Genomic DNA, 13494 nt, shown 5'->3' on the forward strand with positions numbered 1-13494 from the left:
ACCGCGGTCAGCGGCCGAGCGTGCGGTGGTCCAGCACGGCCTTGCGCCCGGCCTCGACGTCGCTGCTGCGGATCGCATCGATGAGTGCCTCGTGGATGTGCAGGCGCTCGTCCGTGTCCTGGCGGAATCCGGGGACGGCCAGTGCGTCCTCATCCGCCGCGCCGGCGGTCTCGCCCTCGATGTAGTCGACGAGGTTGAGGTAGAACGTCCGCAGCACCGCGTTCGGCGAGATCTCGGCGATGCGGCGATGCAGCCGCCAGTTGCCGTGCAGCCCCTCGATCGGGTCGTGCCAGTGGTCGGCGAGGTCGGACATGACCGCGTCGAGGTCGGCGATGTCCGCATCGGTGCGGTTCAGGACGGCGTCATGCATGACCGCCTCGTCGAGCGCATCGAGCACCTTGATCACGTCGTTGACCGGAGCGCCGGTCTGGCGCAGACGGAGCACGCTGTGGGCGAGGCGGATGAGTGGCGACTGGTCGGCGACGAAGATGCCGCCGCCCGGGCCCGGGCGCAGGTCGACGGAGCCGCGGGCGCGCAGCACGCGCAGCGCTTCGCCGAGTGTGGCCGGCGCGACGCCGAACTGCTCGCACAGGTCCTGTCGTGTGCCGATGCGGTGGCCGGGGGTGAGGCCCTCGGACTTGATCATCGCTTCGACCTCGGTCACGACGCGGTCGGCGACGGACTGTGCGGGCGCGACACGCTGGAAGGTGCGCGCGTCATCCTGGGTGCTGGCCACGGGAATCCTTCGGTCGGGGCAGTGTTCTGCAGCGGATCTCTCACATCCTAGGGACGCCCCGCCGCCGGGGAGCGGCGGCTCAGGGCGATTCTCCTATTTGCAGTAATTGAATGTATCTAATACAGTCAATCACGCAATGCTGCTCACGAGAGGAAACAGATGACCGACCACACCGGTGGCGATCTGCTCGCAGACTCCCTCATCAACCAGGGAGTCTCACGGATCTTCGGTATTCCGGGCGTTCAGCTCGATGCCGCCGCAGACGCCCTCCACGCCCGCGCCGACCAGGTCGACTTCATCTGCGCCCGCAACGAGCAGGCGACGACCTACATGGCCGACGGGTATGCGCGCAGCACCGGAGACGTCGGTGTCGCGATGGTCGTTCCCGGCCCGGGAGTGCTCAATGCCCTCTCCGGTGTGGCGACGGGCTACTCCGCGAACTCGCCGATGCTCCTCATCGCCGGACAGATCGATTCGAAGGCCATCGGCCGCGGACTCGGCGCCCTGCATGAGATCCCCGACCAGACGGGCATCCTCGAACGGCTCACCAAGTGGACCGGCATCGCCCGCTCCGCCGACGAGATCCCCGGACTCGTGCGCGAGGCCTTCGTGCAGCTGCGCAGCGGCCGCCCGCGTCCCGTCGCGATCGAGGTGCCGCCGGACGTGCTCGCCGCCACCTCGCGGATGGCGGCGGCCGAGATGGTCGCCGACGCCCCGCTCGTTCCCGACGAGCAGCAGATCCGCGACGCGGCGGCCCGGCTCCTCGCCGCCCGGCGGCCGATGATCGTCGTCGGCGGCGGAGTGCTCGCCTCGAACGCGTCCGTCGCTCTGCAGGCGCTCGCTGAGGCGCTGGAGATTCCCGTGCTGATGACCGAGAACGGCCGGGGAGCGCTCGACGCCCGGCACCGCCTCGCGTTCGACTCGCTCGCGCTCCGCGCCTTCCGTGAGGACGCCGATCTCGTACTGGCGGTCGGAACCCGCTTCGTCTCCACCTTCGGAACCCAGGTGGACACCCATGGTGCACCGGTGATCCTCGTGAACGCGGAAGAGGCAGACCTCGGCGGCCCGCGCGCCGCCGTGCAGACCCTCCACGCCGACGCCCGGCTGGCGCTCGCCGCGCTCGCCGCCGAGGTGGGGTCCCCGCAGCGCGATTCCCGCGAGAGCGAGTTCGTCCGCGTCCGCTCCTGGCTCGCCGAGCAGTTCGACGACATCGCCCCGCAGCGCGAGTACCTCGCCGCGATCCGCGGTGCGCTGCCCGAGGACGGCGTCTTCGTGAGCGAGTTCACCCAGGTCGGCTACGCGGCCAGCGCCTGCTACCCCGCGTATCAGCCGCGCACCTACATCGGCCCCGGTTACCAGGGCACGCTGGGCTACGGCTTCGCGACGGCTCTGGGCGTGAAGGCCGCGGATCCGAGCCGCTCCGTGGTCTCGGTCAACGGCGACGGCGGATTCTCCTGGACGCTGCAGGAGCTGTCGACGGCGAAGCGCTACGGCCTCGGACTGGTGACGATCGTCTTCCACGACGGCTTCTACGGCAACGTGCGCCGCATCCAGAAGAACCGCTACGGCGCGCGCTACTTCGCCAGCGACCTGACGAACCCCGACTACGGCAAGCTCGCCGACGCGTACGGCATCCGCTCTGCGCGGGCGTACACGCCGCAGGAGCTGGCGGGTGTGCTCGCCGATGCGGTCCCCGCGAACGAGCCGATCCTCATCGACGTGCCGGTGGGGGAGTTCCCCTCGCCGTGGCACCTCATCCATGAGGGCGTCCCGCGTCCCGTTCCGCTCGCGCCCGACGCGCACCTCGTGCAGCGGGCAGGGGTCTGACATGACCATCGGGCACGACATCGCAGGCATCAGGGAAGATGTCGATGGCCTCAGGGCGATCGATGTCGTCAGCCCGGCCGACGGCACCGTCATCGGCGCCGTCGTCGCAGGCGGCCCCGCGGACGTCGATCGCGCGGTGGCTGCGGCCGCGGACGCGTTCGGCAGCTGGTCCACGACGCCGATGGCGCAGCGGATCGCTTACGTAGAGGCGCTCGCCGAGGGGTTGGCGCGCCACCGTGAGCTTCTCGCCGCGACCCTCAGCGCCGAGATGGGCTCGCCGATCGCGTTCGCGCGTTCCGCTCAGGTCGGGGTCGCGATCGCCGACCTGAACATGCTCGCCGATGCTGCCCGCGCGCACGTCGAGCGGGAGGCGGTGTCGAACTCCCTCGTCGTCTCGGAGCCGGTCGGCGTCGTCGCCGCGATCACCCCGTGGAACTTCCCGCTGCACCAGATCGTGCTCAAGGTCGGCGCCGCCCTTCTCGCGGGCTGCACGGTGGTGCTCAAGCCCAGCGAGGTCGCCCCTCTCAACGCCGCGATCATCGGGGACATCCTCCGCGAGATCGGATTGCCGGCCGGTGTCGTGAACATCGTGCACGGCGACGGCGCAGGAGTCGGCTCGCCCCTCGTCGCCCACCCGGGCGTCGACATGGTCACCTTCACCGGCTCACGCCAGGTGGGGGAGCAGGTGGCTCGCGCCGCGGCGGCGACCATCAAGAAGGTCGCTCTCGAGCTGGGCGGCAAGTCCGCCGCGATCGTGCTCGACGACGCACCGCTCGAGGAATCGGTGCGGGGAGTGCTCGCCTCGTGCTTCGCGAACGCCGGCCAGACCTGCGCCGCGCAGACCCGCGTCCTGGTACCGGAGAGCATGCGCGATGCCTGGCAGAAGGCCGCGCTCGAGGTCGCCGCGGGCTGGGCCCCCGGTGATCCGCGCGAGGAGGGGACCGCGACCGGGCCCCTCGCCTCGGCTCTGCAGCGCGATCGCGTCCGGGCGCACATCGCCACGGCGATCGACGAGGGCGCGCAGGTGCTGACCGGCGGTCTCGATATCGTCGAACCGACGGCAGGCGGCGCCTACGTGCAGCCCACGATCTTCACCGATGTGACGCCGGACATGCGGATCTTCCACGAGGAGGTCTTCGGTCCGGTGCTCACGATCACCCCCTACGGCACGGTCGATGAGGCTGTCGACCTGGCCAACGACAGCGTCTACGGACTGTCGGGCGGCGTGTGGTCGAGCGACCCTCGACGCGCCCTCGACATCGCTCTGCGCATGCGCACCGGGACCGTCGGCATCAACGGCGCAGGCCTCGATGTCGGTGCACCCTTCGGCGGATACAAGCAGTCGGGCGTCGGCCGGGAGTGCGGTGTCCACGGGTTCGAGGAGTTCCTCGAGCTCAAGTCGGTGATGGGCGCCGCTGCCCTCCTCGACGATCGCTCGTGAAGTTACATACCCGAAACACCGGCGACACGAGCCAATAAAGAGTAATTCATAACATTCAATTGGGTTGACCCGCACCGTGCGGAACCCGTGAGAGAGGACACCATGAGACGCAGCATTGTCGCCGCGGCCGCCGTCGGCGTGACGGCCCTCGCCCTGTCCGGCTGCGCCGGTACGGCGGAGCCCGGGGGAGGAGAAGCACAGACGATCAAGATCGCCGTGCAATCGGATCCCGGAACGCTCAACCCGATCACGAATGCGACGAACGCGAGTGAGTCCGTATCCACGTTCGGGTACGAGTCGCTGCTCTTCTACCCGACCGGGGAGGAGCCCCGAGGGCTGCTCGCGGATTCGTGGGAGTCGACCACGACCGGCGTGGAGTTCACGCTCAAGGACGGCATCCTCTGCGCCGACGGCACGCCGTTGACCGCGACCGATGTCAAGTCCACATTCGAGTACGCCGCGGCCGACGAGACGGGCTCGCCCTACAAGGGCGTGTACTTCCCGGCCGAGGGCCTCACGATCGAGGCGGACGACGATGCCCGCACGGTCACCTTCACCAGCGCGAACGCCCAGAGCTTCCTCGCCGAGACGATCGGCGCCCTGCCGATCGTGTGCGCGTCCGGTCTCGCCGACCCGGCCGTTCTCGACACCGAGTTCCACGGCACCGGCGCCTACGCGTTGAAGGCGTCCTCCCCGGGGCAGTCGTACACGTTCACGCTGCGTGACGACTACACCTGGGGTCCCGACGACACGACCAGCGAGACAGCGGGGCTGCCCGGCACGGTGGAGATCTCGATCATCGAGAGCGACTCGACCGCCGCCAACATGCTCCAGACCGGCGAGGCCAACGTCGCAGAGGTCGGCGGCAGCGAGCGCGACCGGCTCGACAAGACCGAGTTCGCGAAAGAACTCGAGGTGCCGCTGCGCCCGGGGCTGATCTTCTTCAACCAGGCGGAGGGCCGGGTCGGCCACGATCTCGCCGTCCGTGAAGCTCTCGCCCAGGCTGTGGACCGCGAAGCCGTCGGACCTGTCGCCTCCGCGGGTCGCGGCGAGCAGATCACGACACTCGTGTCCGAGTTCGGCGCCGCGTGCACCGCGATGGACAGCTCCGGCGCCATCCCCGACTACGACGTGGATGCTGCTGCTGCCGCACTCGACGCCGCGGGCTGGGTCGAGGGCGCCGACGGCATCCGCGCGAAGGACGGCAAGCCGCTGTCCATCCTGATGCTCTACCCGGCATCCGAGAGCCAGGGCGTCACCGCCGCGATCGAACTGCTGCAGACCGAGTTCAAGAAGATCGGTGTGGACGCGGTTCCCACCCCGTCCGCGTCCTACACCGACGTGATCTTCTCCGGCGGCGACTGGGACATCGTGTGGGCCCCGATCTTCACGAGCCTCCCGAGCGACTGGGCCGGCATCCTGGGCGGCGAGTTCCCGCCCAACGGCGGCAACTGGACCTACAACAGCAACCAGGAGTACTTCGACCTGGTGGGCGAGGCGCAGGCGCTGGCCGGAGCCGACTCGTGCGACGCCTGGCAGGCTGCGCAGGACTCCCTGTTCCGCAACCTCGAGGTGCTGCCCGTCTACTCGTCGACGTCGACTTTCTACGGTGTCGGTGTGGAGTTCGGCATGTCGAAGAGCATCCTCGCTCCGACCACGATCCGCGTGACAGAGTGACAGGATGACGTCGCAGATCGTGACGCGGCCGAAGACCGTCGTGGTGGCCACCCCTCGGGGTGGTCGCCACGGCGGCGGCCGCTGGATCCCCTTCCTCCTCCGGCGCATCGGCCGGATGCTCATCGCGATGTTCGTGATCGTGACGGCGGCGTTCGTCGTCCTCCGCGCCGCCGGGGGAGACCCGGTCCGCGCGGCACTCGGGCCGACCGCACCGGCATCCGTGGTGGCGGAGCGCCGGGCGCAGCTCGGGCTCGATGATCCTCTCATCGTGCAGTTCTGGAACTACCTGACCGGGATCGTGTTCCGTGGCGATCTGGGCGTCTCCCTGATCACCGGACGATCGGTGAACGAGCTGGTGGAGTATCGGCTCCCCGCCACCGTGCAGCTCGCCGGCATCGCGTTCATCGTGATCCTCCTCATCGCGATCCCCCTCGGGCTCGCCATCGCGATCCTCACCGCCGGCAACCGCCGTCGCCCCGTCGAGGTCGCCTTCACCTCGGTGACGGGCTTCTTCGCCGCCGTGCCGGAGTATCTGATCGGTGTCGCACTGCTGACGCTGTTCGCGATCACGATCCCGCTCCTCCCGGTCGCCGGCATCAGCGGCCCGCAGTCGTACATCCTCCCCGTCCTCGCGCTCGCGCTCGGCGCGTCGGCGTCGCTGTCCCGCATCGCTCGTGTCGAGGCGCTCAATGTGCTCAGCGACGACTACATCCGCACCGCGCGCTCCAAGCGGCTCCCGGCCGCGATGGTGTACTTCCGGCACGCCCTGCCGAACATGCTCACCGCCACCCTGACCCTCGGCGGCGCCCTGCTCGCGACGATGATCGCCGGCAGCGTCCTGGTCGAGCGGGTCTTCAACTGGCCGGGCATGGGCAGTGCCTTCGTGCAGGCGATCATCACCAAGGACTACGGCATCGTGCAGGGGCTCGCGATCGTCTACGCGGCGATCATCCTCGTCGTGAACCTGCTGGTGGATGTGGTGCTCGCCATCCTCGACCGTCGTACGACCATTCTGGAGACCGCATGACCTCCTCGCACCGGCGGCGCACCTGGCTGCTGCAGTCCCCGATGGCGCTGATCTCGCTGACCTTCATCGCGATCTTCGCCCTCCTCGCCGTGTTCGCCCCGATGTTGTGGGGTACGCAGGCCGAGACCCCGTCGCCCGCCGACCTCCTCCAGCCACCGAGCGCCGAGCACCCTCTCGGCACCGACGCGCTCGGGCGGGACCTGCTGCTGCGCACGCTCGTGGCCACGCGGCTGTCGCTCGTGATGGCGCTGACCGCGACCGCTCTGGGTGCCGTGGCCGGGCTGATCCTCGGTGCGCTGCCGGTCGTCGCCGGTCCGCGCGTGCAGCGCATGTTCGGCTCGGTCATCAACACCTGGCTCGCCTTCCCGGTGCTGCTGGTCGCGATGCTCACAGTGATCCTGCTCGGCACCGGCTCCACGACGGCCGTGATCGCGCTCGCGCTGACCATGACCCCCTCGTTCGCCCGCCTCGCACAGACCCTCTCCTCGCGCGTCGGGGGTTCGGAGTACCTGGCCGCGGCCCGCCTGCTCGGGGTGTCGAAGACGCGTCAGTTCACCCGCTACATCCTCCCCAACATCGCCGAGCCGGTGATCGTCAACGTCACGATCTCGATCGGCGGGGGACTCCTCGCCCTGTCGAGCCTCAGCTTCCTCGGCGTCGGCGTGCAGCCGCCCGAGTACGACTGGGGCCGCCTGCTCAGCGAGGGCTTCGAGCAGGTCTACAGCCAGCCGTCCGCGATCGTCGGGCCGGGTGTGATGGTCGTGCTCGCCGGAATCATGTTCGGCATGTTCGGCGAGGCGCTGGCCTCCCACATGCGCGGCCGGGGGCGCACCCGCACGCTCAGCGTCCGCGAGCTCGGCGATCCTGACCGCGTCTCCTCGACCACTGCCGTCGAGGAGCGGAGGGACGACGTGGAACCGCTGCTGGACGTTGCGGGCCTCAGCGTCTCCTTCCCCGGTGAGCACGGCTGGGTGCGCCCCGTGCAGGACGTCTCGTTCCGCATCGCACCCGGCGAGATCGTCGGCGTGGTCGGCGAGTCCGGCAGCGGCAAGAGCGTCACGATGATGGCGATCGCGCAGCTGGCTCCGGCCGGGGCCGCCGTCAGCGCGCAGCGCCTCACCTTCGCAGGAGAGGAGCTGTCCGGACTGTCGAGCGAGCGTGCGGCGAAGAAGCTCGGCACGAGGGTCGGTGTCGTGTTCCAGGACTCGCTCACCGCGCTGAACCCGGCGCTCCGCGTGGGCACGCAGCTTGCCGAGGTGCCGCGCGTGCACCAGAAGGCGACGCGGCGGGAAGCGGATGCCGCGGCCGTCGATGCCCTGGCAGCCGTGTCGATCACCGATCCGGCGCGTCGGGCCAAGCAGTTCCCGCACGAGTTCTCCGGTGGCATGCGCCAGCGTGCGCTCATCGCGATGTCGCAGATCGGGAAGCCGCGGCTGATCATCGCCGACGAGCCGACCACGGCGCTCGACGTCACGGTGCAGCAGCGGGTGCTCGCCCTGCTCCGCCGCGAGTGCGAGGAGACCGGGGCGGCGGCGATCGTCGTCTCGCACGACATCGCGGTGCTGGCCGAGCTCTGCCAGCGCATCCTGGTCATGTACGGCGGCCGCATCGTCGAAGACGTCGACGTCCGCCACCTCGCGGAACCCGAACGGCTGGCGCATCCGTACACCCGCGCGCTGGCGGAGTCGCTGCCGGATCTCGACACCGACCGCACGGCACCGCTCGCGACGATCCCCGGTGAGCCACCGGACCTCGCGCAGCCGGTGGTCGGCTGCGCGTTCGCGCCGCGCTGCGCGTTCGCCACCGAGCTCTGCCGCACCGAGACCCCTCAGCTGGTCGCGCACGGCTCCGGCCGCGTGGCGTGCTGGCACCCGCAGGACGTGGGCGTGCACGAAGACGAATTCGCGAAGGCGGGTGCATGATGGCCGATCTCGTCATCGAGAACCTCGTGGTCACATTCGGCCGCGGGCCCCACGCCGTGAATGCGGTGGACGACGTGTCGCTCACGGTGCCGCACGGCACGACGGTGGGGCTGGTGGGCGAATCCGGGTCGGGCAAGTCCACCGTCGCGCGCACGGTCGCGGGGCTCCAGAAGCCGACCTCGGGCCGGATCCTGCTCGACGGCAAAGACCTCGCGGTCGGACGCCGTGATCGCCGGGCCCACGCCCGAGACGTGCAGATGATCTTCCAGGACCCGTACTCGTCGCTGAACCCGCGCATGTCGGTGGGCGAGACCCTGGACGAGGCGCTGGCCACCCACGGCTCCGGCAACGCCAAGGCGCGTGCGGCCGGCGTCAAGGAGCTGCTCGAACTCGTGCGACTGAAGCCCGGTGTGTCGGAGCTGCATCCGTCGAGCCTGTCCGGCGGCATGCGGCAACGCGTCGCGATCGCCCGCTGCCTCGCGGTGAAGCCGCGCCTGATCATCGCGGATGAGATCACGTCCGCCCTCGACGCCTCGGTGCAGGGCGCGGTGCTCAACCTGATGCGCGACCTGCAGCGCGAGCTCGAGCTCTCGGTGCTGTTCATCACCCACAACCTCGCCGCGGTGCGCTACATCGCCGACACCACGGCCGTGATGCGCAGCGGCGAGATCGTCGAGCACGGCGATGCCGACGCGATCGTCACGAACCCGCAGCATCCCTACACACAGGCGCTCGTGGCGGCCATCCCGCGCATCCAGAACGCCGGCACCGACAGCCTCCTCCATTCGATCGGATCCTGAATGACCCTGCTCGACGACGCTCAGGTCCTGCTGCCCGAGCTCGTGGCCCTGCGCCGCGCCATCCACGCCGACCCCGAGCTGGGTCTCGAGCTGCCGCGCACCCAGCGACGGGTGCTCGACGCGCTGGAGACCCTCGGACTCGAGGTGGTCCTCGGTGAGGGCCTGAGCTCGATCGCCGCGGTCGTGCGCGGCGCGCATCCCGGACCGACCGTGCTGCTGCGTGCCGACATGGACGCGCTTCCGCTCGTCGAGGACACGGGGCTCGACTACGCGGCGACGGGGGAGCGGATGCACGCCTGCGGGCATGACCTGCACGTCGCCGGTCTCGTCGGAGCCGCGCACTTGCTGGCGGGGCGTCGCGAGGAGCTCCACGGCGATGTCCTGCTGATGTTCCAGCCCGGCGAGGAGCTCGGCGACGGCGCGAAGCGGATGCTCGCCGAGGGGCTCCTCGAGACCACCGGGTCCCGGCCGGTCGCGGCCTTCGGCATCCATGTCGTTCCCGGCGAGTACGGCGTGTTCTCGACCCGTCCCGGCGCGCTCATGGCCGGCGCGATCGAGGTCGAGATCACCATCACGGGAGCCGGGGGCCATGCGTCGGCCCCGCACCTGACCCGCGATCCCGTGCCCGTCGCCGCCGAACTCGTCACCGCGCTGCAGACCTTCGTCACCCGCCGTTTCGACGTGTTCGATCCGGTCGTCCTCAGCGTCACGCAGTTGCATGCCGGGGGACCGGCCCGGAACATCATCGCCGATACCGCGACGCTCGTCGCCTCGGTGCGGGTGCTGTCGCACGAGTCGAGTGCGCGCGTGCAGGCGGAGCTCCCGGCGCTCGTCCGCGAGATCGCCGCCGCCCACGGTTGCACGGCCCAGGTCGATGTGACCGTGCTGTGCGCGCCCACCGTGAACGATGCCCGCGTGGTGGAGCGGGTGCGAGCCACGCTGCAGGGCCTCTTCGGCGACGAGCGCGTGTGGGAGACCGCGCACCCCGTGATGGGATCGGAGGACTTCTCCTTCGTGCTCGAACAGGTGCCGGGGGTGTTCCTGTTCCTGCGGGCGACGCCGGCGGAGGTCGACCTCGAGACGGCGTCTCCGAACCACTCTCCGACGGTCGTGTTCGACGATGCTGTCCTCGCCGATCAGGCCGTGGCGCTCGCGGCTTTCGCGATGGAGACGCTCACGGCCTGATCTGCAGCCTCGTCGGGCTCCTCAGCGGGTGAGGAAGGCGCGGAGGTCGGCGTTCAGGCGCACCGCGACCTCGGGGTCGCTGTACATCATGTGCCCGGCGCGGTACCAGTGGGTCTCGGTGCGCTCGCGCGGCAACCCCCACTGCCGCAGCAGGTGGTCGGCCGCGCCGACGGTCGTCAGCGAGTCGTACACGCCGGTGCCGATGAACAGTCGTCCGCGCGGTGTCTGCTTCATCCAGCGTGACAGCCGTGCCGGGTACGGGTACGTGCGGAACGGGGAGGGGCGTCCGTAGGCGACGAACCCCGCACCGCCCTGCTCGTCCCACTCCCAGTCGCGGCCCGCCTCCGGGTCGACCACGCGATACGGCTGCGCGGGGGCGGTGCCGAAGACGTGTCGCATCAACTGCTGCAGTCCCGCCACGTACCGCGGGGAGAGTGCCACATCGGAGGGGTCGTGGTCGAGCTCACCGGAGCGGCGGTCGGCCGCCGGTGCGGAGTACCGACTGTCGGTCACTCCGAGCACGCGTCCGGGGAGCAGGCGCGAGCGGAAGTCCTGCTTGCTGACCCAGAGTCGATCGTCGGCGAGCTCGCCCGTGGGAATCCCGATCATCCGCGAGAGGCGCTCCGAGATCCCGGCACGCTCGTCGGCCGGCAGCTGGTCGCCCTGCAGCATCGCGAGGGCGAGGTCGCCTCGAGCGAAGTCCAGTGCCGCGGCGATCGCGTCCTCGACCGTCTCGTGTTCGCGGGAGCCGACGCCGTGATACCAGGCCGTCGCTGCCTTGTACGGCAGGTTCGCGAGCGCTCCGACCACGTTGCCCGGACGATCCAGCGTCTCCTGGATGTTGACGGCCTGCCCCAGCAGCACCATGCCGTCCAGCGGCGCGGTGTCTATGCTGTGCGATGAGGTCGCGAGGAATGCCGCACGCAGGGTGCCGTAGCTCTCTCCGAGGAAGAACTTCCGGGAGTTCCAGCGACCGTGCCTGTCGACCCAGTCCGAGATGGCGGCGGCGATGGCGTCGGCGTCTCCCTCCACGGAACGGAAGTCCGACGCATCGGCATCGTCGGCGAAGCCCCCGAACCCGGTACCGGGTGCGTCGAGGAACACCAGATCGGCGACGTCGAGGATCGTCGACGGGCTCTCCTCCACGCCGTAGGGAGGGAGCCCGTCGTCGGCGAGGTCGACGGGGACGTGCGCGCGCATCGGCCCGATCCCGCTCAGGTGCAGATAGAGCGTCGACACCCCCGGACCGCCGTTGGTGAGGAACAGCACGGGGCGATCCGTGCCCTCGACGATGTAGCTGAACGCCGAGATCCTCCCCTGGACTGCGCCGTCCGAGCGCCGCAGCGGGAGCTCCTCGAGGCGGGCGGTGTAGGCCAGGTCGCCGACCCGACCCGCGGCCCCGAGCCCGATCATCCGTGCGTCGTGGCGTCGCGGTAGAAGTCGTCGAGATCGCTCTTCATGCGCTCCACCGCCCGTTCGTCGACGAAGGTCATGTGACCGGACTCGTAGAACGTGAAGCGGATGTTCTCGCGCAGGCTCGGCGCCAGATAGAGGTGCGCCACGTCGACCTCGGGTCCGAAGAACGGGGTGGCCAGGTCGTAGAAGCCGCCCATCACGAACACCTTCAGGTTCGGGTTGCGGCGCACGGCGGCCGACAGGTCGATGGAGACGTCGGGCACCAGCTGCGGGGCATCCACGCCCGGTGCCTTGTGCTTCCAATCCCATGCGCGGGAGATCGGCATGTTGTGCAGGTGGCGGTAGTGCAGGTCGCTGGTGAAGCCGATGTCGTCCACGAGGTGCGCGCGGTACGTCGAGAGGTGTGCGCTGTTGACGCCGGCGGTGGCCGCGTCGTCGGTGGCCGGGTCGTGCGAGCCGTTGCCGACGACGTACTGGTGCTCGGCGGTGAAGCGGGTGTCGAAGCGGCCGATCACGCGCCCTTCGTCGGCGAGCAGGGCGTAGCGGTACTGCTCCATCCCGATGCGGAAGTGGTGCTTCTTCAGGTAGTCGGCGTCGAGCCCGATGAGGGCGCTCATCCGTTCGGCGACGGCGTCCTCGAGGTCGGCGGGCAGCAGATCGCCGCGTAGCAGCGCCTCGGCGAACGGACCCTGCGCGAACTCACGTGCCTCCAGGAGGAGTGGCTCGAGCTCGGTGTGCCCGGTGCGGGCCTTGCCGTGGTACCAGGCGGTCGCCGCGTACGAAGGGAGCAGATTGATGTACTCGCGGGGTCCGCCGAGGTTGCTCTCGCCCCAGTTGAGCACGGTCGACAGAAGCACGACGCCGTTGAAGTCGAGGCCCTGGTTCTGCAGCCGATGCACGAGCGACGCAGCGCGCGTGGTGCCGTACGACTCGCCGAACAGGAAGCGCGGCGCATTCCAGTTGTTCGTGATCGTGAGCCAGCGCGTGATCGCCTTTGCGAACGCGGCGACGTCCTGGTCGACGCCCCACAGCTCTGCCGGGGTCGCATCGCCGAGGAGACGTGAGTATCCGGTGCCGGGCGCGTCGATGAACACGAGGTCGGAGGCGGTGAGCAGCGTGTGCGGGTTGTCGCCGCTCGCGTAGGGGGCGGGCGGCGTCGCGAGGGGTGTGTTCGTGGGCGTGCGCTTCGGTCCGAAGCCACCGATGTTGAGCCAGAGGCTCGCCGAACCGGGGCCGCCGTTGAACAGGAACGTCACGGGGCGCACCGGGGCGCCCTCCTCGCGGTCGGCGATGTACGAGGTGTAGAACACGCTCGCGAGTGGGCGGTGCTCGTCGTCGCGGACGATCACGGTGCCCGCGCCGGCGGTGTAGTCGAGCGAGCGGCCGCCCGCGGTGATGCGGTGGCGGCGCGAGGTGAAGGTCTCCGTGTCAGGTGCGTCTGCGGGGGTCGGCTCGGTCACAGG

At 69.9% G+C, this 13494-nt stretch carries 10 protein-coding genes; 7 read left to right on the plus strand and 3 right to left on the minus strand.

What is annotated here, in order from left to right; genetic code table 11:
• Nucleotides 1-7 precede the first annotated feature (7 nt).
• Nucleotides 8-736, minus strand: coding sequence for a FadR/GntR family transcriptional regulator (locus tag CQ034_RS00115; protein WP_105709504.1), 729 nt, complete (start codon nucleotides 734-736; stop codon nucleotides 8-10).
• Nucleotides 737-895: 159 nt separating this feature from the next.
• On the opposite strand from CQ034_RS00115, the gene CQ034_RS00120 reads away from it, so the two are divergent.
• From CQ034_RS00120 to CQ034_RS00150, 7 genes are all read left to right on the plus strand, one after another.
• Nucleotides 896-2563, plus strand: a complete 1668-nt coding sequence (locus tag CQ034_RS00120; RefSeq protein WP_105709505.1) for a thiamine pyrophosphate-dependent enzyme — start codon at nucleotides 896-898, stop codon at nucleotides 2561-2563.
• A gap of 1 nt (nucleotide 2564) precedes the next feature.
• Nucleotides 2565-4004 (plus strand): aldehyde dehydrogenase family protein, encoded by a 1440-nt coding sequence (locus tag CQ034_RS00125; protein WP_105709506.1) that lies wholly within the window; start codon nucleotides 2565-2567, stop codon nucleotides 4002-4004.
• 102 nt (nucleotides 4005-4106) lie between these two features.
• Nucleotides 4107-5681 (plus strand): ABC transporter substrate-binding protein, encoded by a 1575-nt coding sequence (locus CQ034_RS00130; RefSeq protein WP_105709507.1) that lies wholly within the window; start codon nucleotides 4107-4109, stop codon nucleotides 5679-5681.
• Nucleotides 5682-5685: 4 nt separating this feature from the next.
• Entirely contained in the window at nucleotides 5686-6708 is a 1023-nt protein-coding gene (locus CQ034_RS00135) for an ABC transporter permease (RefSeq protein WP_091034413.1), read from the plus strand.
• Nucleotides 6705-8630, plus strand: coding sequence for a dipeptide/oligopeptide/nickel ABC transporter permease/ATP-binding protein (locus tag CQ034_RS00140; protein ID WP_105709508.1), 1926 nt, complete (start codon nucleotides 6705-6707; stop codon nucleotides 8628-8630). Before CQ034_RS00135 ends, CQ034_RS00140 begins: the two co-directional genes overlap by 4 nt.
• Complete coding sequence (locus CQ034_RS00145) at nucleotides 8627-9430, plus strand: ABC transporter ATP-binding protein (RefSeq protein WP_197021063.1); 804 nt, start codon at nucleotides 8627-8629, stop codon at nucleotides 9428-9430. The genes CQ034_RS00140 and CQ034_RS00145 overlap by 4 nt, the downstream gene beginning before the upstream one ends.
• Entirely contained in the window at nucleotides 9431-10615 is a 1185-nt protein-coding gene (locus CQ034_RS00150; protein WP_105709509.1) for a M20 family metallopeptidase, read from the plus strand.
• A gap of 21 nt (nucleotides 10616-10636) precedes the next feature.
• Here CQ034_RS00150 and CQ034_RS00155 read toward each other — a convergent pair whose 3' ends face one another.
• Nucleotides 10637-12028, minus strand: a complete 1392-nt coding sequence (locus CQ034_RS00155; protein ID WP_105709510.1) for a hypothetical protein — start codon at nucleotides 12026-12028, stop codon at nucleotides 10637-10639.
• The gene (locus CQ034_RS00160; protein WP_105709511.1) at nucleotides 12025-13491 is read right to left on the minus strand and encodes a S10 family peptidase; all 1467 of its coding nucleotides are present in this window, start codon (nucleotides 13489-13491) and stop codon (nucleotides 12025-12027) included. Before CQ034_RS00160 ends, CQ034_RS00155 begins: the two co-directional genes overlap by 4 nt.
• Nucleotides 13492-13494 lie beyond the last annotated feature (3 nt).

Source organism: Microbacterium sp. MYb45 (genome assembly GCF_002979655.1).
Taxonomy (GTDB): Bacteria; Actinomycetota; Actinomycetes; order Actinomycetales; family Microbacteriaceae; genus Microbacterium.